We start from the raw sequence: 26,393 nt of genomic DNA on the forward strand, positions 1-26,393 counted from the left end.
CCTTGCTCCCTTGCCCTGGCCCCGCGCAGGGGCGTCATTCCGCCGCGAAGCGCGGAAAGACCCCCCGGATCACCGCGCGCAGCCTGTCCGGATCCGCGTCTGGCGCGCGCTCTGCCGTTGCGGCCAGATAGGCCTTGACCGCCTCCAGCGTCCGCGGCCCGGCGATGCCATCGACCCGGCCCGCATCGAAGCCCGCGGCGTTCAGTTCCTCCTGCAGCAGGCGCACGGAATGGAACCCGGCGGGCAGCCCCGCCCCTTCGGGCAGCGCGGCGGGCGCGCGCAGCACCGTCAGCACCCGTTCCGCGCCGAACCGGTTCTCGCCGGTCACGAGCGCGGCATAGCCGCCATCGGGGCTGATCTCGATGCCCTGCACGGGGGCGGCAAGCTCGATCCCCCCCCGTGCGCGCAGCCGCCCATCGTCATCCACCCCGAAGCGCAGCACCCGGCGCATCGACGTGCCGGAGACGAGGATCTCGGCCCCGTCGCCGCTGGCGGCCAGCAGGCCGAAGGCGCCGGTCCGCCCCTCGGCGGCCGCGCCGTCCAGCGCATCGAGGCCGATCTCGGAGGAAAGCGCGCGCGAGATAAGCACCTCGCCTGCGGCAATGATGATCTCGAAGAAATAGAGCCGCCCGATATTGGGATCGAGCGCCAGAACCCCGCGCCAGGGCGGTCCCCCCTCTTTGGCGGGGGGGCGCTCGATCAGCGCGTGACGCACCGAGAAGAAGGTCGTGACCGGGGTTTTCTGGGCATAGATGTTGGCGACGCGGAAGCATTCGACATGACCGGGCTTTTCCTCCGGCCCGGCCAGTCGGCCGAATTCCAGCGCCGCCCCCTCGATGGTCGAGGACACATAATATATCTGGCCCTCATCCTCCAAGATCGACAATTGCGCGGAGGCCCCGCAGCGCAGATCGAAGGTTCGCCGTTCCGTGCCGGGCGCGACATCGGAGAAATCGTCCGGCACGGACAGGATCGAGAAGGCCACCGGACTGCCGAAATGGGCCATCCCCGAGGCATCGAAGGCGACCGACGAGAACTGGCTGATCCCGGCGGCGTTGTCGGCCACCTGGTAGAGCCGGAACCAGTCCTCGATGCCTTCCCCCGGCGCGATCGGAAAGGCCAGGATGCTGCCGCCCAGCAGCATCAGGCTTTCGCGGTTCCAGCGCTGGCCGGCCACGAACAGGTTGCCCGCCGGGCTGATCGCCAGGTCCGAGGCCAGCGTGTCCAGTTCGAGGCTGGCGCGCAGTTCGAGCGGGAACAGCGACCAGTGCATCAGCCGCCCGTCGGCGATGGCGAAGAGCCCGGCATGGGCCGGATCGAAGGCCATGCTTTCGACATTGCGCAGCGAAAGGACCGCATCGGCCTCGGCCCGAACGTCCCGGGCGGCAGCGGGGGCAGCCAGCACGAGCGCCAGTGCAAGCGTTATGAGGGATCGGAATGGCATGTCTCGTTCTGGTCCAGCCTAGGGGTCTCGGAACTCAGAAGGTCGCTCATCTGCCGCGCCGGGTCGAGGGGCAGCATGCCGCCGCCGGTGGCGCCGTTCCCGGCGCTGTAGACCTTGCAGGGCAGGATAACGGGGCTGTCATAGCCCTCCTCCTCGTCGATGGTGGCGTCGATGATGGCGCGCAGCACGATTTCCGGGGCCGTGCCGGCGGTGCCGGACGCCTCGCGGACCACCTGAAGGTAATACCACCCGTTCCAGGGTTCCAGCCCGCCCGCCGCATGCCGCGCCTCGGCGGCGAAGTAATGCTGCTGCACGAAATTCTCGGCATAGGGATACTGGTACTGCCCGCTCGGCGCGAGCAGCGGCGCGCCCTCGCCGCCCGGCGCGGGGCCGCGGCCCGACAAGCCGGCATGGTCGATCGACTGGCAGGTGCGCACGATCGCGGGATTGCTGCGGAACCGCTCGTCCAGCAGGGTGAAATAGCCCCGCACCGTGGGCATTTCCGACACGGTGACATCGGCCCCCGCCGCGGGCAGGAACAGCGGCGTCAGGCAGAAGCGCAGCGCGGGGCTGAAGACGGGCGCCGAGATCTGGCGTTCATAGGCCAGCGTCATCGTCACCCAGCCGCCCTCGATGCGGCCGGAAAAGCGCCAGACCGGCTTGGCGAGGTCGTCATAGATCTCGTCCAGCGTGCGGCGGATCGGGCGGCCCTGCAACGCCTCGGCCACGGCCTGCTCGAAGGTCTGCTGGGCCTGGCGCTGGACGATGTCCTCGATCCGGCCCGCGAGGCTTTCGAAGGTCTTGTCGGCCACGGTCTTGGTGGTGTTGAAGGCCGCGCGCAGCTTCTGCATGTCCGCCGACAGAAGCCCGGTGCTTTTCTCGACCGCACCGGCGCGGGCCTCCAACGCCTCGGCGCGCGCGCCCATCGCGTCGATCCGCGCGCCGATCTCGGACCGGGCGGCGGCCAGATCCTCGGCCAGATCGTCGATCCGCGCCGCCAGTTCCGCAGGCCCCGGCAGGTCGGGATAGCAGCCCGCCACGTTCTCGCTCAGCCGGAAGGTCGCCGAGGTGATCGCCGCGATCGGGGTCATGCCGTAGTAGTCCGGCTCGCCGATCGCGCTGATCTCGACGCCCGAGACGATGCCGATCAGGCTGGTCTCGTCCTCGGCCAGGATCGGCCCGCCGCTCATCCCCTGCGCCAGCAGGCTGTCGGTCTCGATCACGCCATCGGGCGTGGTCTCGGTGGTCGAGAGGATCCCCGCCCGGAACGAGGGGCGAAAGCTGCGCGTGCCGTTCGGAAAGCCGGCGGCGAAGATGCGCTTGCGGATCATCCGCTCGTCCAGCCGGCAATAGCGCAGGAAGGGATAGACCTGCGTCTCGGCGAATTTCAGCAGCGCCACGTCATATTCGCCCGGCACCCGTTCGGGTTGCAGCACCATGACCCGCGCATTGTTCGGATCGGCCACGCCCGGCAACCCGCGGCACTGGCTGCCCGCGGGCGCGACATGGCGGGCGGTCAGCACATGGCCCTCGGCGCTGACCAGCACGCCCGAACCGACGCGCTTGCGGCCCTCGGGATCGGTGCATTCGATATAGACGACCGTATCGGCCACCGGATCGGCGCGCAGCGCCCCGCCCGTTCCCACCACCGCCAGCGCCGCCAGAACCAGCCCCCGCCCGATCATCGCCCCGCCTCCGCGCCCTGGTCCGCGATCCATTCGGCGATCCGGCGCATCCGCTCGGGCGTGATCCGGGTAAAGGCGTTGTGGCTCGCCCAGGGCTCCTCGCCATGCAGCCCGTTGGTATGCACGCCGACCAGAACCGCGCGATCCGCGCCCAGGAAGACCGGCGAACCGGAGGTGCCGCCATAGGTATCGTTCAGATAGAACCCCTTGAGATCCCGCAATATCCGCAGGCTGTCGGTGCTGACCCATTGCCGCCCCGGCGGCGCCTTGTCGGCGGCATAGCCCTGCACCACCGTCACGGCACCCAGTTCGGCCTCGTCCAGCACCCGCACCCCCGCCCAGCCCGTCGCCTCGCCCACCCGGCAATCGAGCTTCAGCGCCCCGAGGTCGTAATCGCGCGCCTCCTCGGCGCTGGTGGCCGCGGTCCAGCCCTGCAACACATGCGCGCGCCGCACCCCGCATTCGCCAAAGGGCGTGGCCGCGCGGTTGCGGCCGGGCAGCACGCGATAAGCCGAATAGGCCCGCCCGAACACCGTGCCACCATGGATGCAATGGGCCGCCGTCAGCACGGTATCGGCCGAGACCATCATCCCCGAACACAGGCTCGTGCCGCCAAAGGCGTTCCGGAACAGGATCTGCACGATGGCGCGTTCGGGAAACCCTGTCGTGTCGTTCACCGCCACGCGCTCGTCCTCGCCGATCACCGAGAACGGCACCCAGGTCTCGGGCCTGACCGACAGCCCGCCCATCTCGTATTGCGCATAGATCGCCGAGGCGTCCGACAGTTCCGCCGCCAGGTCGGGCGCCATGGTGGGCTGGGCGACGGTCCGGCCGGTGCCGGTTGCGGGCGGCAGGTCCACCGGCGCGGCCGCACCCGCATCGCCGCCCAGGTCGAAACTGACGCTTGCCTCGGGCGCGGACAGCGCCGGGCGCGGCGCGCCCGCCTCGGTCATCGGCTCGAACAGCGCCGCCCGCGTCGCCCCGTCCATCAGCCCCGTCTCGGGCAGGCCAAGCTCGTGCTGCAAGGCCCGGATCGCCCGCTCGCGCCGGACCTCATCGGCCCCCACAGCCCCCGCTTGCAGCAGCGCCGCAAGCACCAGAACCAGAGCGAACCGCATACCCCCAGACCTCCCCCACGGGTGGACTGCCCGGCAACAGGGCGCAATCGCAACGAAAAACCCATGCGAACTGTCGCGCCCGCGCCCCGGTCCTGTCAACGGTCCTGTCAACCTCGGCGCGCAGGCGCGTCAGTCCAGCGGCCCGAATTCCGCGACCGCCGCCCCCGGCGCCAGCAGCGGCTGGTCCTCCATCGCGCCCGATTCCGTGCCGGTCGCGGACAGCACCGTGCCCAACAGCGCCAGCACCTGATCGTCGCGGATGCCCCAGACCAGGTCCTGCCCGCGCAGCGTGACCGTGCCGCCCGCGCTGCCCGTGACCTCGGATTTCAGCGCGGCGGCCAGATCGCGCTGCACATCCATCGCCACCGACCCGTCCGCGCCGCTGCGCGTCGTGGCGGTATAGGTCACATCCGCCATCAGCGCGGCTTTTATCATGGTCAGCGGCTGGCCCGCCGACAGCCGCAGCGCCACCGCCTCGGCGCAGGCGGCATCGCGCCGGGGCAGGCCCCGGATCACGTCGTCGTCGGACAGTTCCAGGATCCGCACATTGCCCAGCGTGATGCGGATCTCGCTGATCTCCTCCAGCCGCCCGCCCGCCCTGATCCGGTCCAGCAGCCCCGCATCCAGCGCCAGCGTCCGGTTCAGCGCCGAGGAAAGCTCGGTCGAGATCGAGGCCGAGACCGGGATCTCGGCCAGTCCCAGCCCCAGCGCCTGTTCCGGGCGGCAGACCACGCCCAGCGCGACCGGCTCGGTCCCCGTGACCAGCACCAGCGTGCCGGGCAGCGCGCTTTGCGTGGGCGGGCGGAACTCGGTATAGCCGTTCTCGGCGAGGATCTCGCCGATCGTGGCCGGGCGCGCGCCGTCCATCAGGCCAAGCGCCACATAGCCGCCCACCCCCAACACGGCGAGTCCGCCCAGCCCGGCGATCAGCTTCCAGTTCATCCCGCTCCCCTCCCGCTCAGGCGCGGCCCCTGTCCGGCGGGGCAAGCCTAGCACAGCGCCCGGCCCGGGTCGCGGGTGATCTGGCCGCCCGGTCCGGCGGGATCCGACCGGCCATGGGCGCGGATCGGCGCAAGGAGATTTGCCATATGAAAACCCGATGGAAGTCCGACGAAAGTCCGATGGAATTCCGATATCCCGTTCCGCCCGCCGCGCAGGCCCCGCCGCCCCACGCTCCCGGCCCGCGCAATGGGCTTGACTCGAATCCGGGCATCCTTGACGCTCAAGGGGTTAGGCATGATCAGAGGCGTGTCTCGAAGGTATGCCGGCGATGCCGCGACCGCATGCATCAGGTATTGCGCATGCGCCGGGGTGTTGCCCTGCTGTCCTGTGGGGGGATGGAATTTTTGTTCGAGTAAAAGGCTTTAGCTGGTAAATTTCCGCGCGCCCGGCGGCTTGCAGGCGCGCTTTCCTGGGATGTCGGGCTTTCGACGCGCTGTTGATGCAAGGAGCATCCAATGGCTGTCGCAGTCTCCTATCCCGGTGTATACATTCAGGAAATTCCCTCCGGCACCCGCGCCATCGCCGGCGTGCCCACCTCGATCGCCGGTTTCGTCGGCTACACCGCCCGCGGCCCGGTCAACGCCCCCGTCCAGCTTTTCAGCTATGCCGATTTCGAGCGCAATTTCGGGGGGTTGCATCTCGACAGCCCGCTGTCCTACGCGGTCAGCCATTTCTTCCTGAACGGCGGCGCCAGCGCCTGGGTGGTCCGCGTGGCCGAAGGCGCGGTGCCCGCCGCCATCGGTATGCGCACCGGGGCAGGTGACCTGACCCTGACCGCCACCGCCGCCAGCGAGGGGGCCTGGGGTAACGCCTTGGTTCTGAACGTCGATTACGACACCGCGAACCCCGACGAGAGCTTCAACCTGACCGTTACCGAGTTCATCGACCGCGCCGGCCGCATGGTCCCCGCCCGGACCGAGGCGCATCGCAACCTGTCGATGGACCCCAATGCCGCGACCTATGCCCCGACCGTCCTTGAGGCCGATTCCCGGATGATCCGGCTGACCGACGAGGGCGCGGGCGGTGCGGCGGCCGGAATGGCGCGTTCCGGGCCGCTCACCGATGCCGAGATTGCCGCGCTGGACGACACTGCACGGCGGCTGGCGATCTCGATCGACGGCGGGCCGTTCATCGAGTTCGACCTGTTCGGCGAAGGCGGCGGGCTGGCCACGCTGGCCGCGCTGCGCACCGCGCTGAATACCATCGTGCCCACGCTGGAGCCTGCAAACCCCGGATTTTCCGGCTTTTCCTGCGCCATAGACGGCGACCGTCTGGTGGCGACATCGGGCAGCACCTCGCGGCAAAGCTCGGTCCGGTTCCGCCGCGCCTCGATCCGGTCCGCGGCGGCGCGGCTGCGACTGGGCCTGGCCCAGGGCGGGCGCGAGATCCATGGCTCGGCCCCGACACGCCCCGTGCAAAGCGGCACCGCTGGCGCGCGGATCGAGGATTTCGACGCGCTCGATTTCAGCACCGATCCGATGACCATGTCGGTTCAGGCGCTGGATACCGCGGGTGCCGCGCTGGCCGATATCACCGTGGTCCTTCAGGACAGCGGCGCCACGCCCCCCGTGCCCGCCCCCACGACGCTCGCCGAGGCGCGCGCGCGGATCGAGACGGGGCTGCGCACCGCGACCAACGAAGCGCTTTCGCGCGCCAGCGTCCAGACCATCGGCGGCGCGATCGTGGCGCGCGCGGGCGGGGCGGATCCGTCGGTCCGGCTCGATTTCGGCGGGGCGGGGGCTGCGACGCTGGGGATCGGCGGCGGCGGCGAATTCGTCAATGTCGCGGGCTACCGCATGGGGTCGGGTCCAGATCTGGCCGCGCAGGTGGGCGCGGTCGGCGGCGATGACGGCAGCGTGCCCGACGAGAACGCGATCCTGGGCTCGCGGGCAGCCAAGACCGGGCTTTTCGCGCTGGAGGATGTGCGCGATCTGAACATCCTGAACCTGCCCGAGGTGAATGACGCGGGCGTGCTGGCCAATGCCATCGCCTATGCCGAGGAACGGCGCGCGATGATCCTGATCGACATGCCCGGCAATGTCACCGATTTCGAGGGCGCGCGCGCCTGGATCGGGGATCCGGCCAATGCCGGGCTGCGCCACCAGAACGCCGCGGTCTATTTCCCCCGCGTGCGCATGCCCGACCCGCTGCAAGGCAACCGTCCGCGGTCCTTCGCGAATTCCGGCCTGATGGCCGGGCTTTACGCCCGCACCGATGCCGCCCGCGGCGTGTGGAAGGCCCCCGCGGGCATCGAGGCGCGACTGCGGGGGGTGACCGCGCTCGACTATGCGCTGTCCGACCCCGAGAACGGCGTGCTGAACCCGCTTGGCCTGAACTGCCTGCGCAGTTTCCCCGTCTTCGGCCAGGTCAGCTGGGGCGCGCGGACCATGGTGGGGGCGGATGCGCTGGCAAGCGAATGGAAATATGTCCCCGTGCGCCGGATCGCGCTGTTCATTCAGGAAAGCTTGTATCGCGGGACGCAATTCGTGGTGTTCGAGCCCAATGACGAACCGCTCTGGGCGCAGATCCGGCTGTCGGTCGGCAGTTTCATGAACCAGCTTTTCCGCCAGGGCGCGTTCCAGGGCGCGACCCCGCAAGAGGCCTATCTGGTGCGCTGCGACCGCACCACCACCACCCAGGCCGATATCGACCTCGGGATCGTCAACATCGTCGTGGGCTTTGCGCCGCTGAAACCGGCCGAGTTCGTCATCATCCAGATCCAGCAGCTTGCCGGACAGAGCCAGAGCTAGGGAAAGGCCGGGACCATGGCAGAATTCAGCGTCAATACCCACCGCTTCGACCCCTACAAGAACTTCAAGTTCCGCGTGAAATGGGATGGCCGCTATGTCGCGGGCATCTCGAAGGTCGGCGCGCTGAAACGCACGACCGAGGTGGTCGAGCATCGCGTCGGCGGCGACCCCTCGACCAGCCGCAAATCGCCCGGCCGGTCCAAGTTCGAGGCGATCACGCTGGAACGCGGCGTCACCCATGACCCCGAATTCGAGACCTGGGCGAACCTTGTCTGGAATGTCGAGGCCGGGCTGGGGGCCGAGGTCGCGCTCAAGGATTTCCGCAAGGACATCATCATCGAGATGTATAACGAGGCGGGCCAGCTGGCGCTGGCCTACAGCGTCTACCGCTGTTGGGTGTCCGAGTTCCAGGCCCTGCCCGAGCTTGACGCCAATGCCAATGCCGTGGCGATCCAGTCGATCAAGCTGGAAAACGAGGGCTGGCTGCGCGACCGCGAGGTGGTGGAACCGCAGGAATAGGGGCGCGAACGGGCAGACGGCCCGGGAGGGCCTTGAACGATGCGGGCAGGACTGAACCCAGAGGCGATGCTGATGGCCTGGGAGGCCGGGCTGGGCCGAGGTCCGCTTGACCGGGCGCTGGTGCTGCTCTGGGCGGGCGGGTACGGGGACACGGCCGATCTGGCGCTGGCCGAGCGTGACCGCTTGCTGCTGGCGTTGCGGCGGGCAACCTTCGGGCCGCTGCTCGACTGCGTGGCCGCCTGCCCCGCTTGCGGCGCGGATGTCGAGGTGACGCTGGAGGCCGACATGCTGGCGGGCGCACTTGCGGCGCCCGTGCCCGGCCCGCTGCGGATCGGCAGCCGCGCGGTGACGCTGGCGCCGCTGACCAGCCGCGATCTGGCCGCCGCACGCGGCGTCGCGCCCGAGGCGCTGCCGGGCTTCCTGCGCGCCCGCCTCGTGGCCGAAAGCGACCCGCTGTCCGAGACCGAGGCCCGCGCGATCGAGGCCGAGATCGAGGCCCGCGCGGCCGCGACCGAGGCGCGCTGCGTGCTGAGTTGCCCCGATTGCGGCGCCGACTGGCGTGAAAGCGTCGATATCGCCGCCCATCTCTGGGCCGAGGTCGAGGCCGCCGCCCTGCGCCTGCTGGCCGAGGTGGCGGAGCTTGCCCGCGCCTATGGATGGCGCGAAGCGGATGTGCTGGCGCTGTCGCCCGCCCGCCGCGCGGCCTATCTGCGCCTTGCGCGGGGGGCGGCATGAGCGCGCTGGCCCGCCTAATCGCCCGGGCAACCGGGCAGGCGCCCGCGGGGCTGCGCCCGCGCCTTGCCGCGCGGTTCGAAACCGGACCGGGCGCGGATGCGACACTCGCCGAAACCGTGACCGAGACGCTTGCCCCCCGCCCCGCCGCCGAAGCGGCCCCGGAGCCCCACCCCCGCCATACCCGCGCAAACCCGCCGCCCGATCCGGCCGCCGAACCGCGCCCGACCCCGCCCCCGTCGCGCGCCGCGCAGCCTGCGCCGCCTGCGCCGCTGGACCAACCCGCTCTGCCCCTTTCACAGGCGCAGAAGCCCGAGGCGCTGGCCGAGGCAAGGGTCCCGGCCGCCCCTGCCCCCGCGCCGGCTGCGCCGCCCCAACCGGCCCCCGCCCCGACAGCGGCCCGGCCCACACCCCTGTCCCCGCCGGAACCCGCATCCGCGATGCGGACGGCCCCGCCCCCCGCCGCCACGCTCGGCCCGCCGCCCGAACCGCTGCAACCGCCCGCCGCTGCGTTGCCCCGCGCTCCGCAGCCCGCCCCGCACGCGCCGCCACCGGTTGCGGCAACGCCGCCCCCTGCCCCGCCCCCGCCGCCCGAGATCACCATCCATATCGGCCGGTTGCACATCGTCGCCGACCCGCCCCGCGCGACACAGGACCCGCCCCGCACGCGCCGCGGCACGGCCCCGCTGGCCGATTACCTGCGCGGCAAGGAGGGCGGGCGATGAGCAATGTGCTTGCCCTGTCGGCCGTGACCCAGCTTCTGAAAAGCCTGCTGCATGACGCGCTGATCGAGGCCGATGCCAGCCAGGTGCTGGGCGGCGATTTCGCGGTCACGGCCCTGCCGCCCGACCGCATCCTGACCGACGATGCCGAGGCGCAAGGCAACCGGCTGAACCTTTACCTGCACCGGATCACCCCCAACGCCGCGTTGGGCAATGACGAGCTGCCCAGCCGCGATGCGCAGGGGCGGCTGACCCGGCGGCCGCGGCTGGCGTTGGACCTGCATTACCTGCTGACGGCGATCTCGGGCGAGCAACTGAATGCCGAGACGCTGCTGGGCTTTGCGATGCAGACCTTCCACGAAACCGCCATCGTCCCGCGCGAGGCGATCCGCAACGCCCTTGCCGCCGGGATCGCGGGCGATGTCAGCCCGACGCAAGGCTGGCTGGACCAGGCGGTGCGGCTGGCCGATCAGGTCGAGCGGATCAGGATCACGCCGCGCGCGCTGTCGCTTGACGACATGTCGCGGATCTGGACCGCGATGCAGACCAGCTATCGCACCACGGTCGCCTATGATGTCGCGCTGGTGCTGATCGAGCGCGAGATCGAGACGCGCCCCAGTCTGCCGGTGCTCAGCCGCGGCGGGCTGCGCGATGCCGAAAGCGGGCGCGATCCGGGCGTGGCGCTGCGCCCCGATCTGCTGTCGGGGGTGCCGACGCTGATGGGGATCGAGCCGCTGGATGGCCAGCCGGTGATGCGACTGGGCCGCCGGATCGCGCTGAGCGGCAGCGCGCTGGACCGTGGCACGGCGACGGTGCGCTTCACGCGGCCCGATACCGGGCAGGTGCTGGAGCTTTCCCCGCCCGGCCCCTCGGCGCCGCACCGCATCGTGGTCGACCTGCCCGCCGGTCCGCCACGCCCGCCCGGCGATCCGCTGGCGGGCAGCGGCGCCGATCCGGGCGCGTGGCGGATCGGCCCCTATTCGGTCGCGCTGCATCTGCTGGGCGATGACGGGCGCGATGCGGCAACGAACGCGCTGGCCATCGCACTGGCCCCCGCCATCGCCGCCAGCGCCACGGCCACGGCCGGGGGCGTCACGGTCACCGTGACCTGCTCGCCACCGATCCGGCCGGGCCAGAGCGTCGCGATCCTTGTCGGCCAGCAGATGGCCCTGGTCGAGACACCCGCCGCCCCGACAACCACCGTCGCGGCCGAGTTCACGGGCCTTCCCCCCGGCGCGGCGCTGCCGGTGCGGCTGCGCGTCGATGGCATCGACAGCCCTGTGATCGACCGGCTGGCCGAGCCACCCGCGCTGAAAACGGTGACGATCCCATGACCGCCGATCCGCGCATAACCGCCGCCGAAACCGCAACGCAGGCAATGCGCGCCGCCCTAGCCCGCCATTGCGACACGCTGGCCGCCCGTGTCGCGGCACCGACCTCTCCCGGCCCGCTGCCGCGCGACGGCACCGCCGGATCGGCGCTGGAAACCCTGGCCCTGCGCTTCGGGCTGACGCCGATCGAGGCCGACCTGATGGCGCTGGCCGCCGGACCCGACCTGCATGCCGGGCTGGCCGAGGCCATCGCCGCCGCAACCGGGGGGGCGCGCGCCGATCTTTCGCTGGCGCTGGCGGTGCTGGGTCCCGAGGCATGGACCGCGCTTTGCCCCGCCGCGCCGCTGCGCCGCCACATGCTGCTGACGCTGGACGGCACCGGGCCGATGCTGCGCCGGACGCTGGTCGCGGATGAACGCGCGGTGCAGTTCCTGATGGGGCTGGGCTATCTCGACCCGCGTCTTGCGGCGCGTGTCCGCCCGCTGCCCCTGCCCGAGGCGCCCCCGACCGGCGCGGCGCGCGACAGTGCCGCCGCCATCGCGCGGGCCTGGGACATGCCCGGGCCGCTGCCCGTGCTGCTGCTGGCCGGTCCCGATGCGGCGGCCGCGCGCGCGGCGCTGGCGACGGCCGCCGCCGCGCTGGGCCTGTCGTCCTGGCGGATCGCGGCGGCCGACATTCCCGCCGACCCGGCCGAGCGTCACGCGCTGGCACTGCTGATCGACCGCGAGCTGGCCTTCGGCGATGGCGCCCTGCTGATCGAGGCGCAGCCCGAAACCGCCGATGCCGCCCGCGCGCTGGCCGATCTGCTGCATGGCCCCACCGCCATCGCCGCGCCCGATCCCGAGCCGCCCGAACGCGCGCCGCGCCTGCGGATCGAGACCCCGGCCCCCGACAGTACCGAACGCCGCGCGCTCTGGCACGCGATTCTGGGGCCGGGACGCGCCGCGGTGCTTGGCCCCGCGCTTGACCGGCTGGCGGGGCATTTCGCGCTGGACCGCGCAGGCATCGCCGCCGCCGCCGACATGCTGCCCCCCGGCAGCCCGCCCGAAACGCTTGCCCCCGCACTCTGGCGGGCAGCGCGGGTGCAGGGGCGGCGCCGTCTGGACGGGCTCGCGCAGCGGATCGACTCGCGCGCCACCTGGGGTGACCTGGTGCTGCCCGCGCCGCTGATCGCGCAGCTCAAGGACCTGGCCGCCCATGTCCGCCAATGCTGGCAGGTCAGCGACCAATGGGGCTGGCGCGAGAAAAGCCCCAGGGGCCTGGGTTCGGCGGCGCTGTTCGCGGGGGCCTCGGGCACCGGCAAGACGCTGGCGGCCGAGGTGATCGCGGGCGAGCTGTCGCTCGATCTTTTCCGGATCGACCTGAGCCAGGTGGTCAGCAAGTATATCGGCGAGACCGAGAAGAACCTGTCGCGCGTCTTTGCCGCCGCCGAGGCCAGCGGCGCGATCCTGCTGTTCGACGAGGCCGACGCGCTGTTCGGCAAACGCTCCGAGGTGCGCGACAGCCATGACCGCTATGCCAATATCGAGGTCAGCTACCTGTTGCAGCGGATGGAATCCTATCCCGGCCTCGCGATCCTGACGACGAACCAGAAATCGGCGCTGGATGCGGCCTTCCTGCGGCGGCTGCGCTTCGTCGTGACCTTCCCCTTCCCCGATGCGGCGGCGCGCGCCGCGATCTGGGCGCGGATCTTCCCCGCCGCCACGCCGACCTCGGGGCTCGATCCCGCGCGGCTGGCGCGGTTGAACCTTGCGGGCGGGGCGATCCGCTCGGTCGCACTGAACGCAAGTTACCTGGCCGCCGACACCGGCGGGCCGGTCACGATGGCCCACGTTCTGGCCGCCGCCGAACGCGAATACGCCAAGCTGGAAAAACCCTTCACCGCCGCGGAACGGAGGGCGCTGGAATGACGCCGCAACGCATCACGATCCGGATCGACGCGCTCAGCATCACGGGCGGGCCGGTCTCGCGCGGCTCGCTCGAACGCGCCATCGCCGGGGCGCTGGCCGAGGCGCTGGCTGGCAGCGCCCCGCTGACCCCCGCCCCGCAGGCCCGCGCAGGCATGGCGGCGCGGGCACAGGCCGACGCGGGCGAGGCCGGGATCGAACCCGCCATCGGGCGGGCGGTGGCCGGGCTGGCCCGCAGCGTGCTGGAAGGAACAGGCCCATGACCCACGCCCCGCCGCAACCCGCCCAACCCGCCACCGCCGCGCGCGTGCAGGCCAAGCCCATGCTCGGCCGCCCGGGCGACCGGTTCGAGCAGGAGGCCGACCGCATCGCCGATACCCTCACCGCCGACCGCCCCACGCCCCTGACCGGCCCCTTGCCGGTCACGCCGCTGATCCAGCGCCAGCCCGACGAGGAAGAGAAGCGCAAGAAGGAGGACGAGGTGCAGATGAAATCCACCGGTGGACCCACGGCAACGGGGACCGCGGTGGAATCCGCGGCAGCCGCCGTCGCGACCGGAGGCCGGCCGCTGTCGCGCGCCGAGCGGGGCTTTTTCGAACCCCGCTTCGGCCGCGACCTGTCTGCGGTGCGCCTGCACGAGGGCGCGCGCGCGGGCGCGGCTGCCCGCGGCATCGGCGCACGCGCCTACACGCTGGGACAGAACATCGCCTTCGCCCCGGGCGAATACACCCCCGGAAGCCCGAGGGGCCGACACCTGATGGCGCATGAACTGACCCATACGCTTCAGCAGCGCACGGCAGGCAGCGCAAGCGCGGCAGCGGCCATCGAGACCGAGGCCGAGCGCAGCGTCGGGCATCTGGCGGCGGGCATGCGCCCGGAAATCCGCCACAGCCTTGCGCCCCGAAGCATTGTCCGGTTCGGCCAGCCCCAGCATGTGCCCGATCAGACCTTCATCGCCGATCCCGCGGGCGACGGCTTCCTGACCCAGGCCGACAGCTATCATCGGGCCTGGGGCCTGAACCCGCAGGCGATCAACAGCATCGCAGGCATTGTCGAGCGACTTGCCGCCAGCACCGGAGCCCTGAGCCGGATCAGGCTGGTTACACATGCCGACCGGAACAACCTTTTCATCCGGATGTTCGAGGGCGGCACCCAGGGCGTGCTTGAACCGCACTTGCGCGGCTTTGCGCAGAATCAGGGACGCGGCCTTGAATCCTATCTGACGACGCAGTTGCTCAATCAATCCTCGATAGACACGGTCGTGGACGCCACCCGCGCCGAACATACCGCGCTGATGTCGACCTTCGGCCTTGGCCAGTCCGGGGCCAGACCGCAACCCGTGATCGCCAATTTCCTGCGCCGCACCGTCGAGCACTGGATGTTCCAGGAAGGCGCGCCCGACAGCGCGCTTTCACCGGACGAACAGCAGACGGTACAGACGCAATCCGCGACGATGGAGCAATCTCTGCGGATCATCCTTAACCAGATCAATCTCGACCTGCTCGCCGAACTCGAACGTCTCTCGGTGGCGCTGCGGACCAAGGCAACCGAAATCCTGCGGTTTCCGAACGGGCTCGGCTTGCAGGATCCCGACCTGATATCCGACCTAGCAGCCGCGAATACCGGGGCGAACGCGCAATTCTATGAAAGGCTGACGCAGGTGCGGGAGCGGTTCTCGGCCAGCAGCACGATCGACCTTCGCGGATGCCGCGTCGGCGGAAACGCCAGCTATATGAGCGCGGTCGGCACGTTCTTCGGCAAGAACGGCACCAATCCCACCGTCACCGGGCCTGACTGGTGGCAATCCTTCCCCACGCTTGGCTTCCGCTCCATTCCGGACAACGAAATCCCGACCCAGGCGGCGAATGCGGATGTCATGGCCTCGCTGCGCCACTGGTTCGGCGAAATGGGCATACAGGACACGTTCTCTACAGACGAGGAAAGGCTGCGCCACTTCCTGAACCAACCGATGGTCCTGCCGGTGCGGCAAAGATCAGTGGCGCCAGACGCCTACGAATTCCTGGCGCTTCACCCCATCCGCGACCAGGCGATCAGCGCGTGGCTTGGCGGGGTCTGGTCAAGCCAGGCTCCGCAGCTTGCCGCAATGCAGCAGGCCGGGATCATGAATCCAGCGAACCGGCAGGTCGAGGCGCTGACCGACCAGGATCCGGACGGAACGATCACCGAAATCGTGATCTCGCCCGACAGCCGCTACGCAGCGCATATCAGAAACACATAAGGAGACGTGCATGGCCCCCGCGACACGCTCCCGCCGCTGCCCATCAGCTACCCCAGCGCATGCGGAGGGCTGCCCATGACCGGCTTTCCCCGTTCCCCCCGTCTGACCCGCGCGGGGCTGGTGCTGATCGAGCCGGGCAGCGGCGCGGTGCGCCGGATCGTGGCGCTGCAATATGCCGCCGAGACGCTGAGCCGTCGGCTGAGCGCGCAGGCGGTCGAGGGCGAGGGCGCGCGGGCGCATCCGCTGCGGCTGACCGGCCCCGCGGTCGAGACGATCACCTTCGAGGCGGAACTGGACGCGACCGACCAGCTTGAATTTCCCGACAGCAACGCCGCCGCGGTCGAGACCGGGCTGTTCCCCGCACTTGCCGCGCTGGAATCGATGCTGCACCCGACGGTCGCGCAACTCGAACGCCAGGGCGCCCAGCGCCGCAGCGGCAGTTTCGAGATCACGCCCGTCGAAACCCCGCTGGCGCTGTTCGTCTGGAGCCGCAGCCGCGTGGTGCCGGTGCGGCTGGCCGAACTGTCGATCACCGAGGAATTCTTCGATCCCGCGCTGAACCCGATCCGCGCGCGGGTCAGCCTGACGCTGCGGGTGCTGTCGGTCGCCGATCTGGGCTTCGACCATCGGGGCGGCGGGCTGTTCATGGCCTATCTGCAAGGCAAGGAGGCGCTGGCCGCACGCGCCGCCGCCGGGCAGCTGGGCGAATTGGGACTTGGGGGGCTGCCGGCATGAAGAACCCAATCCAGGCGATGTTCGAGGCGGGCATCATCGAGCGCACCGATTTCCCGCCCGAAAGCCGCTATCACGGCATCCCGACCGCGCAGGTCACCGGGCCGGACGGCCAGCCGGTGAGCTATCTGCAACGCCGCCTCTCGCCGCCGCCCGAGGAATTTGCCCTGCGCCACCTGCGCGAGACGAACCAGGGCGACCGGCTGGACCGCATCGCCGCGGCCGAGTCGGGCGATGCGGAAATGTTCTGGCTGCTGATGGATGCGAATGGCGCGATCTGGGCCGAGGACCTGGAGGAACCGGAGACCGCGATCCGCATCACCTGGCCGCGCGGCGTGCCCGCGCCGCCCGAGGAATAGCGCCATGATCAAGGGCATCGACCTGACGCTGCTGTTTGGCCCGGGCATCCCGGTGCCCGCGCCTGCCTCGGTCGTCGATGCCCTGCAATCGGTCAGCATCGAGGACAATTCCGGCGAGACGCAAAGCGGCTTTTCGATGGAATTCGCGGTCGAGAAGGACTCGCCGCTGAACACCGTCTTCCTGCTGGCGGGCGGTGCGGCGCTGCCGATCCTGCGGGTGGCGCTGGTGGCCACGGTGAACGGGCAGGCCAGCACGCTGATCAACGGCGTGGTCACCCGCACCGCGCTGACCCCCGGCACGGGCGGGGCACCCGGAACGCTCAGCGTGCAGGGCAAGGATCTGACCGCGGCGATGGAGATCGTCGATTTCTCGGGCCTGCCCTATCCCGCGATGCCGCCCTTTGCCCGCGTCGCGATGATCCTTGCGAAATACGCCTGGCTTGGCGTGATCCCGCAGGTGATCCCATCGGTCGAGGGGCCGCCGCTGCCGACCGAACGCATCCCGCGCCACCAGGATACCGACCTGGCCTATATCCGCGCGCTGGCCGATGCGGCGGGCTACACCTTCTTCATGAAGCCCGGCCCCGCGCCCGCGACCAGCTTTGCCTATTGGGGGCCAGAGGTGCGGATCGGCGCGATACAGCCCGCGCTGACCATCGATTCAGGCAGCGCCACCAATGCCCAGGAACTGCGCTTCACCTTCGACAAGGACGGCACCGAGATGCCGGTGGTGTTCATCCAGAACCGCGAGACCCGCGCGCCGATCCCCATTCCGATCCCGTCCGCGATCCCGTTTCATCCGCCCCTGGGCGCGATCCCGCCGCTGCCGCCGAAGATCCGGCGGCTCACCGACACCGCGCGGATGAACCCGATCGAGGCGCTGGCCCGCGGCTTTGCCCATGCCGCCCGCCATTCGGACGCGGTCACCGGGCGGGGCCGGATCGACGTGCTGCGCTATGGCCGCATCCTGAAAGCACGCGGGCTGGTGGGGGTGCGCGGCGCGGGCGCGGCCTTTGACGGGGTGCATTACGTCGCCAGCGTCACCCACGAGATCCGGCGCGGCAGCTACAGCCAGGGCTTTACCCTGAAACGCAACGGGCTTCTGCCCACCCAGGCATCGGTGCCGGCATGACGCAACGCTATTACGGGAAATATCGCGGCACGGTGCTGAACAATGTGGACCCGATGATGATGGGCCGCATCCAGGCCATGGTGACCGATGTCTCGTCGGTGGCGCTCAGCAGCTGGGCGATGCCCTGCTTTCCTGTGGCGGGGCTTCAGACCGGATCGGTCGCGGTGCCGCCGATCGGCGCGGGCGTCTGGATCGAGTTCGAACAGGGCGATCCCGACCATCCGATCTGGTCGGGCTGCTTCTTCGGCTCGGCCGCCGAGGTGCCCGCGCTGCACCTGATGACGCCGCCCGCGCTGTCGGCGCTGACCATGCAGACGCTGGGCCAGAACGGCGTCACGGTGACCGACCTGCCCGGCCCCACCGGGGGCATCGTCATCAAGACGACCGCCGGCGCCTCGCTCATCGTGAACGATACCGGCATCTACATCCAGAACGGCCGCGGCGCCTCGATCACGCTGATCGGCCCGACCGTCACCGTCAACAACGGCGCCCTGACCGTGATCTGAGGAGGAACGCCATGCCCGGACCCATCCTGCATCTTGGCGCGGTCGTCACCTGCGCGCATAGCGGTCCGGCCACGCCCACCGCGCCCTTTGCGCGCGTCCTGGTCTCGGGTCAGCCGGTCGCGACCCAGCCCGGCCCCTGGGCAATCACCGGCTGCGCCGCGATCCCCTGCGTCACGGGCAGCTACCTGGTCGCGGCAACGCGGGTCTTTGCGGGCGGCCAACCCGTGGTGCTGATGGACAGCGTTTCGACCACGACGCCGACGGGGTCGCCGATGATCCCGGTGATGGCCCAGACCCGCGTGATCGGGAGTTGAGGCGATGCAGATCGACTTTCCCTATCATTTCGACGGATCGGAACGCACCGCACGCGCCGCCGAGGCCAAGCACATTCGCGACCTGATCGAGCAGATCCTGTTCACCAATCCCGGCGAGCGGGTGAACCGCCCCGATTTCGGCGCGGGCGTGCTGCAACTGGTCTTTGCCGCCGCCAGCCCCGAGGCCGCGGCCACCGCCGAATTCCTGATCCGCGGCGCGCTGCAACAGCATATGGGCCAGCGCATCGAGATCGACGCCGTGGAAACCGAAGCCGAGAATGCCACCCTGCGCATCCGCATCGCCTATCGGCTGCGCGGCCGCGAGGGGCAGGAACTGGCCGAATTCGCGCTGGAGACGGGGACATGATCTATCGCTGCTGCCATCCCCGACGGCGCGAACTGGTGCTGGCGAACCCGCCGCTGAACGGCATCGACTTCCTCGAGGTTCTGGATGGCGAGGCGCCCGCCGACACGCCGCGCCAGCGCACGCTCCTGCTGCGCTTCCTGCGCGCCGCACCCGACCTGACGCCGGGCGATCTGGACCTGACGGGCGGCGAGCGGATCACCGGGGTCGGCATTACCTGGGTCATGCGCGCCGACACGCCCGACCCCGCGCTGGCCGAACCGGGGCTGATCGCCCATCTGGCCACGCTGGACCCCGAGGCGCAGGCCGCGACGCTGGTGCTGCGCACCGACAGCCATGGCGATCACGCCCGCTACACGCTGCGCCTGACCCGCGCGGGCGACCCGCTGTCGCCGCCGGACGGGATCGACCGGCTGCTGGCGCAAGTGGACTTCTCGTTCAAGGTGGAATGTCCCACCGATTTCGACTGCGCCCCCCGCACCGACTGCGCCCCGGACGCACCCGCGCCGCCCGCGATCAGCTATCTGGCCAAGGATTATCGCAGCTTCCGCCGGCTGATGCTGGGCCGGATGGCGCAGATCATGCCCGACTGGCGCGAACGCAACCCGGCCGATCTGGGCATCGCGCTGGTCGAGATGCTGGCCTATACCGGCGACCGGCTGAGCTATGCGCAGGATGCGGTGGCCACCGAAAGCTATCTGGCGACCGCGCGGCGGCGATCCTCGGTGCGCCGCCATGCCCGGCTGGTGGATTACCGGATGCATGACGGGGCGAATGCCCGGGTCTGGGTGCAGGTCCGCGTCACCGCCGAGGTCACGGCCGAACCGGCCGATCTGCAATTCCTCACCCGGCTGCCCGGCTTCGACCCGGTTCTGACGCCCGACCAGCGCGAGCGCGCGCTGGACCGCGACCCGCAGGTGTTCGAGCCGCTGCATCGCGGCACCTTCCGGCCAGCACATGACCGGATCGACTTCTATACTTGGGGCAGCGACGAATGTTGCCTGCCCAGGGGTGCCACGCGGGCCACGCTGGCGGGCGATTTCCCCCATCTGGCGCCCGGCGACATCCTTGTGCTTGCCGAAGGGCTGGGGCCGCGGACGGGACGTGCCGCCGATGCCGACCCGACGCGGCGCCATGCGGTGCGCCTGACCGCGGTGCAGGCCGGGCTGACCGACCCGCTGCCGCTGGAACCCGGTGCCGATCCCGCCCGGATCACCGAAATCCGCTGGGCCGAGGAAGACGCCCTGCCCTTTGCGCTGTGCCTGTCGGCCCGGCGCGACGATGCTGCGGGGGGCGGGGTGGTGACCGGGGTCAGCCATGCGCTGGGCAATATCGTGCTGGCCGATCATGGCCGCAGCATCGCGAACGAGCCGCTCGGCCGCGTGCCCGAGCCGCATCTAAGCCTTGTGCCCGCGCCCACGGGCGATCCCTGCACCCGCCCCGACCCCCGGCCCGTGCCACCCCGGTTCGCCCCCCTTCTGGCGCTTGGCCCCGTCACCCAGGCCGCCGTGATCCGCGACCCTGTGACGGGCGATGCGGTGGCCCATGACCCGCTGGCCACCCGATCCGCCCATGCCGCGATCCACCAGCCGCTGGCCGCCCGCGCGCCCGCCGTCACCCTGACCGATGACAGCCCGGCCCATGACGACTGGCAGGCGCGGGCGGATCTCTTGAACTCCTTTGCCGAGGATCGCCATTTCGTGGTCGAGACCGAACGCGACGGCCGTGCCCGGATCCGCTTTGGCGACGATCTGAACGGACGGCGGCCGAACGCGGGCACGGGGTTCGCCGCGCGCTACCGGGTGGGCAACGGCCCCGAGGGCAATGTGGGCGCGGGCGCGATTGCCCATGTAATCACCAACAAGGGCGGGATCGAGGCGGTGACGAACCCGCTGCCCGCCACGGGCGGGCTGGGCCCCGAAACCATCGACGAGGTGCGCGCCGCCGCCCCCTTTGCCTATCGCCGCCAGGAACGCGCGGTGACCGAGGCCGATTATGCCGAGATGGCCCGCCGTCACCCCGACGTGCAGCGCGCGGTCGCCACGCTGCGCTGGAACGGGCACGGGCACACCGTCTTCGTCACGGTGGACCGCTTCGGCGGGCGGCCCGTGACACCGGAGTTCCGCACCGAACTGGCCGAGTTTCTCGACCGCTACCGCATGGCGGGCTACGACCTTCAGATCGACGCGCCGCGCTTTGTCGCGCTGGAAATCGCGCTGTTCGTCTGTGCCGGTCCCGATCATTTCCGGGCCGGGATCCGGCGCGAGGTGCTGGACATGCTGTCAAGCGCGCGCCTGCCGGGCGGGCGCAAGGGCCTGTTCCACCCCGACAATTTCAGCTTTGGCGATCCTGTCTGGCTGAGCCGGATTCATGCCGCGGCGATGGGTGTCGAGGGGGTGACATCGGTCAAGGCGACCACCTTCCGCCGCCGCGGCACGACCGCGACCAAACCGCTGGAAGACGGCGTGATCCGGATGGGGCGGCTGGAAATCGCGCAATGCGAGAATGACCGCAACTTCCCCGAACGCGGTTCGCTTGCCATCACCATGGGAGGCGGCAAATGACCGACGCCCCGATCCGCATCGGCCATCCCGATACCCCCGCCGCGCCCGGCGATGCCTGCGGCTGCTGCGAGGGGGTGACGCTGTCCACCCCGCGCCCGGTCGAAAACCGCCCCGACCTGGGCCGGGTCCAGACCCGGACGGGCCTGCATGGCGATTTCAAGGCCTCGATGCTGGCCCGGCTTGCGTCATCCACCCTGCCGGCGCTGGCCCGCCTTGGCACGCGGGCCGATGACGATTTCACCATCGCACTGATCGACGCCTGGGCGTCGGTGCTGGACGTGCTGACCTTCTACAACGAGCGCCACGCGACCGAAGCCTATATCGACACCGCCAACGAACGCTTCTCGATCGCCGAGATCGCCCGGCTGATCGGCTACCGGCTGCATCCGGGATCCGCGGCCGAGACCGATCTGGTCTTCCTGATGGAGGATCCGCCCGGTGCCGCGCCGGATGTGGCCGAACTGACCATCCCCGCCGGGACCCGGGTGCAAAGCACGCCCGGCCCCGACGAGACCGCGCAAGTCTTTGAAACGCTAGCCGATCTGGAGGCCCGCGTCGCCTGGAACCGGATGCGCCCGCGGCAGAACCGGCGCGTGACGCTGGCCGAGGGCGACACCGGCACCTGGCTTGCCGGGCAGGCGACGGGGCTGGCAACCGGGGATGCGATCCTGATCGTCCACCCGCAACGCTTCGACAACGGCTGGCCCGGGTTTTCCACCGGCTCGGCGCTTTGGGCGGTGCGGCGGCTGACCCGCGTCGCGCCCGATCCCGCGCTGGACCGCACATGGATCGAGTGGGCGGGCGCGCTTGGCACGCTAAGCCCCGCGGGCGAGGACGAACCCGTGCACCGCGTCTATGCCCTGCGCCGCCAGACCGCGCTTTTCGGCCATAACGCGCCGCATCCGGCGGTCCTGGCCTCGTCCACACGCACGGCTTTCGGCTTTGTGGGAACGGCGCCGGAAAATTCGCCCTCGCCGATCACCGGCAGCAGCGGCAATGTGGGCGACTGGGATTTCGCCGGGCGTCAGGCGGACACGCGCATCGTGCTGGATGCCGTCCACCGGGAGTTCACGCCCGGCGGCTGGGCGGTGCTGAGCAGCCCCGGCGCCGCGCCCCAGCTTTTCCGCATCGCATCCGTCACCGCCGAGGCCGAGGCGCGCTATGCGATCAGCGGGCGCGCCACGGTGCTGACCCCGGACCGCTCCGGCTGGGTCGCGGATTTCGCGGGCGATTACCGCCGGGTTGCCGTGCATGGCGGCAGCGAGGAACTGGTGCTGGCCGAAACCCCCGAACGCGATTTCCTTCACGGCGCCGATATCACGCTGGACGGGGTTGTGCCCGACCTGCCCGAGGGTCGCCTCGTCTATCTGAAAGGCCGCCGCGCGCAGGTCGAGACCGCGATTGCCCGGCTGACGGTGCTGCGCGCCGATGGCACGCTCGACAGCGTGGCGCGCGGCACGCGGCTGACGGTCCAGGCGGTCCTGTTCGCCCCCGCCGCGCCGCTGCTTGGCCTGTGGCTGGTCACCGATCCCGAGGGGCGGCTGGCCCTGACGCTGGCCCTGCGCGGCCAGTTGCCCCCGGTCGCGGCCGACGAGACCAGCCCCGCAATCGTCCAGCGCCACCGGATCGCCGGTTTCGACCAGTCCGATCCGCTGCATGGCAGGATCACGCTGGCGGACCCGATCCTGTCCCCCCTCGACCGGGCCAGCGCGGTGATCCATGGCAATATCGCGCGCGCCTCGCATGGCGAGGGGGCGTCCGAGATCCTGGGCGCGGGCGATCCCGCGCAGCCCTTCCAGCGCTTTGCGCTGAAACAGGCGCCGGTGACGCATCTGGTCGCCTCGACCGAAACCGGCGTGGCGTCGAGCCTGCGGATCCGCATCGACGGGGTGGAATGGGCCGAGGTGCCCGACCTTTACCAGCGCGGTCCGACCGCGCGGGTCTTTGCCACGACGCTGGCCGATAGCGGTGAAACCACGGTGCGCTTCGGCGACGGGATCTCGGGTGCAAGGCCACCAGCGGGGCGCGACAATATCGAGGCCGAGTATCGCAAGGGGCTGGGCCGCGCGGGCAATCTGCGGGCGGGGCAATTGTCGCTGGCGATCGACCGCCCGCTCGGGCTGAAGGAGGTGACGAACCCCGCCGCGGCCAGCGGCGGCGCCGATCCCGAAAGCGCCGGGGCCGCGCGGCGCAACGCGCCGATCCGCACGCTGACGCTGGGCCGGATCGTCTCGATCACCGATTACCGCGATTTCGCGCTGGGTTATCCGGGCATCGCGCGGGCCGATGCGCGCTGGGTCTGGCAGGGCGAAAGCCGCCGGATCGTCGTCACCGTCGCGGGCGAGGATGGCGCGGTGCTGGCAGGCTCGGGGCCGGTCCTGAAGGCGCTCGGGGATGCCTACCGAACCTATGGCGACCCGCTGGCAAGCTTCGAGCTTCTGTCCTACGCCCCCGCGCGTTTCCGGCTGGGGCTGAAGGTCGCGGTCGATCCCGCGCATGACACGCCCAGCGTTCTGGCGGCGGTCGAGACGGCGCTGCGCGCGGCCTATGCCTTCCAGAACCGCGATTTCGCCCAGCCCGTAGCGCTGTCCGATGTCGCCGCCGCGGCGCATCGGGTGGCCGGCGTGCGCGCGGTCGATATCGACCGGCTCTATCGCGAAAGCGGGCCGCAATCGACGCCGACCGACCACATGCTGCTTGCCGCGCGCACCGGCCGCACCGGCAGCGACGGCGCGCTGCTGGCGGCCGAGATCCTGACGCTTTCGCCCGCGCCCTTCGACCACCTGGAGGCGATGCCATGACCCGCGTCACGCCAGAAGCGTTATACGCGCTGCTGCCCGCGATCCACCGGCTGCGCGATGCCGACGAGGGCGGTCCGCTGGCCGCGCTGGTCGACGTGCTGGCCCGCGAGGGCGCGGTGGTCGAGGAAAGCATCGAGCAATTGCTCGACGACCTGTTCATAGAGACCTGCGCCCCCTGGGCCGCGCCCTATATCGGCGGACTGGTCGGCTACCGCACGCTGCATCCGGTCGAGGGGCTGGCGGCGGGCAGCCGGGCCGAGATTGCCAACACCATCGCCTATCGCCGCCGCAAGGGCACCGCGGAGGTGCTGGAACAACTGGCCCGCGACGTGACCGGCTGGCCCGCCTCGGCAGTGGAATATGTCCAGCGCACCGCCTGTTGTCAGCACATGAACGTCGCCCGCCCCGGGGCACAGACCACGGCGAACCTGCGCAACCCGCTGGCGCTGGAACGGCTGGGCGGGGCCTTCGACATTGGGGCGCGGTCGGTCGATGTCCGTTCGATCACGCAAGGCCAGGGGCGGCGCGGCATCGGCGGGCGGCACAACCTGCCCAATGTCGGGCTGCATCTGTGGCGGCTTCAGGCGATGCGCCAGAGCCTTGTGCCCGCGACTTCGGTGGATGACCGGCGCTTTCTGTTCGACCCTCTGGGCGCGCCGCGCCAACTGGTCAACCGGCAGGAGGCCGAGCGCGAGATCACCGCGCTGGCCGGGCCGGTGAACGTGCCGGGCGCGATCACCCGGCGGATGCTGGACGCCACACCCGCAGCCTGGATCCGCGGCGACGCGCCGGGCGGGCTGCGCGCCCTCGATATCTTTGTGGGGGGCGCGCCGGTGCCGGTTTCGGATATCGCCGCCTGCGATCTGTCCGATGACGGGGCGGGCTGGGCGCATGTCCCCCATCCCCCCGATCCGGCGGGCAGCCTGCGGCCCGTGCGCGTCGATCCCGTGCTTGGCCGCATCGCCTTTCGCGACCCGCCCGGGGGCGAGGTGCGGGTCAGCTTTCACACCGCCTTTCCCGGCCCCATCGGCGGCGGCGAATACAACCGCGCCGCCAGCCTGCCGCCGCCCGCGGGCACGGGGCGGCTGATCCGCTTTCCCGACAGCGGCCATGTCAGCCTGCAAGACGCGCTGGACAGCATCGGCCCCGAGGGCGGCATCGTCGAGATCACCGAGAACGGCATCTACCCCGCCCCCGCCACGATCCGCGCGCCCGAGAATGCCGGGATCGGGCTGCGCAGCGCGGACGGGGTGCGGGCGATCCTGCGCGGCAGCGATCCGGTCACGATCAGCGGCGCGGCCCGGGGCCGCGTCACGCTGAACGGGCTGGTGCTGGATGGCTGCGCGCTGGAGGTCGTGCCCGAGGGCGGCGTGTCGCTGGCCGCGCTGGACCTCGCGCATGTCACGCTGATCCCGGGGCTGTCCTTCACCGCTCAGGGCCGCCCGGCCAGCCCGGGCGCGGTCAGCCTGCGGGTCACGGCCACGGGCGTCGCGGTCAGTATCGCGCGCTCGATCCTCGGGCCGGTGCGGATGACCGACACCGCAAGCCTGCGGCTGGAGGACAGCATCCTTGACGCCGCCGCCGCCGATCCGGCCGACAGCCCCGCGGGACTGGCCATCGCGGGGCTTGCGGACAATGCCCCGGCGGGGGCCGTGACGATCCTGCGGGCAAGCGTGATCGGCCGCATCCGCGCACGCGCACTGCCGCTGGTGTCGGATGCGATCCTGTTCGCCCGCCCCGCCAGCCCCGGCGAGCCACCCGTGCGCGCCGAGCGGCGGCAAGAGGGATGCCTACGCTTTTCCTATGTGCCGCCGGGCTCGATCGTGCCGCGCCGCTTCCGCTGCCAGCCGCAACTGGCCATCGACGAGGCGATCGCTTCGCGCGCCGTCCTTCTTGGCGGGCCGGTGCCGCTGGCCGAACGGCAGCTGATCCGTGCCCGCATCCTGCCCTGGCTGGTGCCCGCCTTTACCGCGCTGTCGGCCAGCGCGCCCGCCTATGCCCAGTTGCGCCAGAGCGCACCGGCCGAGATCCGCAAGGGGGCGTCCGACGAGGGCGAGATGGGCGCCTGGCATCTGCTGCACCAGCCCCAGCGCGAAACGAACCTGCGCCTGCGCCTTGACGAATACCTCCGGTTCGGCCTCGCGGCCGGGCTGATCTTCGAAACCTGACCGA

General features: G+C 70.8%; 21 protein-coding genes. 17 read left to right on the plus strand and 4 right to left on the minus strand.

Annotated features, from left to right (window positions below; all coding sequences use genetic code 11):
* Window positions 1–34 precede the first annotated feature (34 nt).
* The 4 genes from NHN26_RS10190 to NHN26_RS10205 form a co-directional block, all read right to left on the minus strand.
* The gene (locus NHN26_RS10190) at window positions 35–1,444 is read right to left on the minus strand and encodes a peptidoglycan-binding domain-containing protein (RefSeq protein WP_253089378.1); all 1,410 of its coding nucleotides are present in this window, start codon (window positions 1,442–1,444) and stop codon (window positions 35–37) included.
* Window positions 1,423–3,129 carry a S1 family peptidase gene (locus tag NHN26_RS10195; RefSeq protein WP_253089379.1) on the minus strand — a complete coding sequence of 569 codons (1,707 nt, stop codon included), beginning with the start codon at window positions 3,127–3,129 and terminating at the stop codon, window positions 1,423–1,425. Before NHN26_RS10195 ends, NHN26_RS10190 begins: the two co-directional genes overlap by 22 nt.
* A complete protein-coding gene (locus NHN26_RS10200; protein ID WP_253089380.1) occupies window positions 3,126–4,247 on the minus strand; it encodes a trypsin-like serine protease in 1,122 nt (373 codons plus the stop codon). The genes NHN26_RS10195 and NHN26_RS10200 overlap by 4 nt, the downstream gene beginning before the upstream one ends.
* 129 nt (window positions 4,248–4,376) lie before the next feature.
* Complete coding sequence (locus NHN26_RS10205; RefSeq protein ID WP_253089381.1) at window positions 4,377–5,189, minus strand: hypothetical protein; 813 nt, start codon at window positions 5,187–5,189, stop codon at window positions 4,377–4,379.
* 515 nt (window positions 5,190–5,704) lie between these two features.
* Between NHN26_RS10205 and NHN26_RS10210 the strand changes: the two genes are divergently transcribed.
* From NHN26_RS10210 to NHN26_RS10290, 17 genes are all read left to right on the plus strand, one after another.
* Window positions 5,705–7,999, plus strand: coding sequence for a phage tail sheath C-terminal domain-containing protein (locus NHN26_RS10210; RefSeq protein ID WP_253089382.1), 2,295 nt, complete (start codon window positions 5,705–5,707; stop codon window positions 7,997–7,999).
* A gap of 15 nt (window positions 8,000–8,014) precedes the next feature.
* Window positions 8,015–8,518: a phage tail protein gene (locus NHN26_RS10215; protein ID WP_253089383.1), complete on the plus strand. Its 504-nt coding sequence runs from the start codon at window positions 8,015–8,017 to the stop codon at window positions 8,516–8,518.
* Window positions 8,519–8,557: 39 nt separating this feature from the next.
* Complete coding sequence (locus NHN26_RS10220) at window positions 8,558–9,253, plus strand: hypothetical protein (RefSeq protein WP_253089384.1); 696 nt, start codon at window positions 8,558–8,560, stop codon at window positions 9,251–9,253.
* The gene (locus tag NHN26_RS10225; protein ID WP_253089385.1) at window positions 9,250–9,975 is read left to right on the plus strand and encodes a hypothetical protein; all 726 of its coding nucleotides are present in this window, start codon (window positions 9,250–9,252) and stop codon (window positions 9,973–9,975) included. The genes NHN26_RS10220 and NHN26_RS10225 overlap by 4 nt, the downstream gene beginning before the upstream one ends.
* Complete coding sequence (locus NHN26_RS10230) at window positions 9,972–11,306, plus strand: Pvc16 family protein (protein ID WP_253089386.1); 1,335 nt, start codon at window positions 9,972–9,974, stop codon at window positions 11,304–11,306. Before NHN26_RS10225 ends, NHN26_RS10230 begins: the two co-directional genes overlap by 4 nt.
* Window positions 11,303–13,213: an ATP-binding protein gene (locus NHN26_RS10235; protein ID WP_253089387.1), complete on the plus strand. Its 1,911-nt coding sequence runs from the start codon at window positions 11,303–11,305 to the stop codon at window positions 13,211–13,213. The genes NHN26_RS10230 and NHN26_RS10235 overlap by 4 nt, the downstream gene beginning before the upstream one ends.
* The gene (locus NHN26_RS10240) at window positions 13,210–13,473 is read left to right on the plus strand and encodes a hypothetical protein (protein ID WP_253089388.1); all 264 of its coding nucleotides are present in this window, start codon (window positions 13,210–13,212) and stop codon (window positions 13,471–13,473) included. The genes NHN26_RS10235 and NHN26_RS10240 overlap by 4 nt, the downstream gene beginning before the upstream one ends.
* Window positions 13,470–15,449, plus strand: coding sequence for an eCIS core domain-containing protein (locus tag NHN26_RS10245; RefSeq protein WP_253089389.1), 1,980 nt, complete (start codon window positions 13,470–13,472; stop codon window positions 15,447–15,449). The genes NHN26_RS10240 and NHN26_RS10245 overlap by 4 nt, the downstream gene beginning before the upstream one ends.
* Before the next feature lie 75 nt (window positions 15,450–15,524).
* Entirely contained in the window at window positions 15,525–16,184 is a 660-nt protein-coding gene (locus NHN26_RS10250) for a hypothetical protein (protein WP_253089390.1), read from the plus strand.
* The gene (locus NHN26_RS10255) at window positions 16,181–16,540 is read left to right on the plus strand and encodes a hypothetical protein (RefSeq protein WP_253089391.1); all 360 of its coding nucleotides are present in this window, start codon (window positions 16,181–16,183) and stop codon (window positions 16,538–16,540) included. Before NHN26_RS10250 ends, NHN26_RS10255 begins: the two co-directional genes overlap by 4 nt.
* A gap of 4 nt (window positions 16,541–16,544) precedes the next feature.
* Window positions 16,545–17,672: a hypothetical protein gene (locus tag NHN26_RS10260; protein ID WP_253089392.1), complete on the plus strand. Its 1,128-nt coding sequence runs from the start codon at window positions 16,545–16,547 to the stop codon at window positions 17,670–17,672.
* Complete coding sequence (locus NHN26_RS10265; protein WP_153747336.1) at window positions 17,669–18,178, plus strand: phage baseplate assembly protein V; 510 nt, start codon at window positions 17,669–17,671, stop codon at window positions 18,176–18,178. The genes NHN26_RS10260 and NHN26_RS10265 overlap by 4 nt, the downstream gene beginning before the upstream one ends.
* 11 nt (window positions 18,179–18,189) lie before the next feature.
* On the plus strand, window positions 18,190–18,492 hold the full coding sequence (locus tag NHN26_RS10270; protein ID WP_253089393.1) for a hypothetical protein: 303 nt from the start codon (window positions 18,190–18,192) through the stop codon (window positions 18,490–18,492).
* 4 nt (window positions 18,493–18,496) lie between these two features.
* Window positions 18,497–18,859, plus strand: coding sequence for a GPW/gp25 family protein (locus NHN26_RS10275; RefSeq protein WP_253089394.1), 363 nt, complete (start codon window positions 18,497–18,499; stop codon window positions 18,857–18,859).
* Window positions 18,856–21,420, plus strand: coding sequence for a putative baseplate assembly protein (locus NHN26_RS10280; RefSeq protein ID WP_253089395.1), 2,565 nt, complete (start codon window positions 18,856–18,858; stop codon window positions 21,418–21,420). The genes NHN26_RS10275 and NHN26_RS10280 overlap by 4 nt, the downstream gene beginning before the upstream one ends.
* Window positions 21,417–24,221 (plus strand): putative baseplate assembly protein, encoded by a 2,805-nt coding sequence (locus tag NHN26_RS10285; protein ID WP_253089396.1) that lies wholly within the window; start codon window positions 21,417–21,419, stop codon window positions 24,219–24,221. Before NHN26_RS10280 ends, NHN26_RS10285 begins: the two co-directional genes overlap by 4 nt.
* On the plus strand, window positions 24,218–26,389 hold the full coding sequence (locus tag NHN26_RS10290) for a hypothetical protein (RefSeq protein WP_253089397.1): 2,172 nt from the start codon (window positions 24,218–24,220) through the stop codon (window positions 26,387–26,389). The genes NHN26_RS10285 and NHN26_RS10290 overlap by 4 nt, the downstream gene beginning before the upstream one ends.
* Window positions 26,390–26,393 lie beyond the last annotated feature (4 nt).

The sequence above is a fragment of the Rhodovulum tesquicola genome (assembly GCF_024128855.1).
GTDB lineage: Bacteria > Pseudomonadota > Alphaproteobacteria > Rhodobacterales > Rhodobacteraceae > Rhodovulum > Rhodovulum tesquicola.

Coding starts and splice junctions, on each gene's coding strand:
- NHN26_RS10205 (WP_253089381.1), bottom strand. CDS start 5,189: ATGAACTGGAAGCTGATCGCCGGGCTGGGCGGACTCGCCGTGTTGGGG.
- NHN26_RS10195 (WP_253089379.1), bottom strand. CDS start 3,129: ATGATCGGGCGGGGGCTGGTTCTGGCGGCGCTGGCGGTGGTGGGAACG.
- NHN26_RS10275 (WP_253089394.1), top strand. CDS start 18,497: ATGCAGATCGACTTTCCCTATCATTTCGACGGATCGGAACGCACCGCA.
- NHN26_RS10245 (WP_253089389.1), top strand. CDS start 13,470: ATGACCCACGCCCCGCCGCAACCCGCCCAACCCGCCACCGCCGCGCGC.
- NHN26_RS10240 (WP_253089388.1), top strand. CDS start 13,210: ATGACGCCGCAACGCATCACGATCCGGATCGACGCGCTCAGCATCACG.
- NHN26_RS10225 (WP_253089385.1), top strand. CDS start 9,250: ATGAGCGCGCTGGCCCGCCTAATCGCCCGGGCAACCGGGCAGGCGCCC.
- NHN26_RS10220 (WP_253089384.1), top strand. CDS start 8,558: ATGCGGGCAGGACTGAACCCAGAGGCGATGCTGATGGCCTGGGAGGCC.
- NHN26_RS10290 (WP_253089397.1), top strand. CDS start 24,218: ATGACCCGCGTCACGCCAGAAGCGTTATACGCGCTGCTGCCCGCGATC.
- NHN26_RS10200 (WP_253089380.1), bottom strand. CDS start 4,247: ATGCGGTTCGCTCTGGTTCTGGTGCTTGCGGCGCTGCTGCAAGCGGGG.
- NHN26_RS10250 (WP_253089390.1), top strand. CDS start 15,525: ATGACCGGCTTTCCCCGTTCCCCCCGTCTGACCCGCGCGGGGCTGGTG.
- NHN26_RS10230 (WP_253089386.1), top strand. CDS start 9,972: ATGAGCAATGTGCTTGCCCTGTCGGCCGTGACCCAGCTTCTGAAAAGC.
- NHN26_RS10270 (WP_253089393.1), top strand. CDS start 18,190: ATGCCCGGACCCATCCTGCATCTTGGCGCGGTCGTCACCTGCGCGCAT.
- NHN26_RS10215 (WP_253089383.1), top strand. CDS start 8,015: ATGGCAGAATTCAGCGTCAATACCCACCGCTTCGACCCCTACAAGAAC.
- NHN26_RS10280 (WP_253089395.1), top strand. CDS start 18,856: ATGATCTATCGCTGCTGCCATCCCCGACGGCGCGAACTGGTGCTGGCG.
- NHN26_RS10255 (WP_253089391.1), top strand. CDS start 16,181: ATGAAGAACCCAATCCAGGCGATGTTCGAGGCGGGCATCATCGAGCGC.
- NHN26_RS10235 (WP_253089387.1), top strand. CDS start 11,303: ATGACCGCCGATCCGCGCATAACCGCCGCCGAAACCGCAACGCAGGCA.
- NHN26_RS10260 (WP_253089392.1), top strand. CDS start 16,545: ATGATCAAGGGCATCGACCTGACGCTGCTGTTTGGCCCGGGCATCCCG.
- NHN26_RS10190 (WP_253089378.1), bottom strand. CDS start 1,444: ATGCCATTCCGATCCCTCATAACGCTTGCACTGGCGCTCGTGCTGGCT.
- NHN26_RS10210 (WP_253089382.1), top strand. CDS start 5,705: ATGGCTGTCGCAGTCTCCTATCCCGGTGTATACATTCAGGAAATTCCC.
- NHN26_RS10265 (WP_153747336.1), top strand. CDS start 17,669: ATGACGCAACGCTATTACGGGAAATATCGCGGCACGGTGCTGAACAAT.
- NHN26_RS10285 (WP_253089396.1), top strand. CDS start 21,417: ATGACCGACGCCCCGATCCGCATCGGCCATCCCGATACCCCCGCCGCG.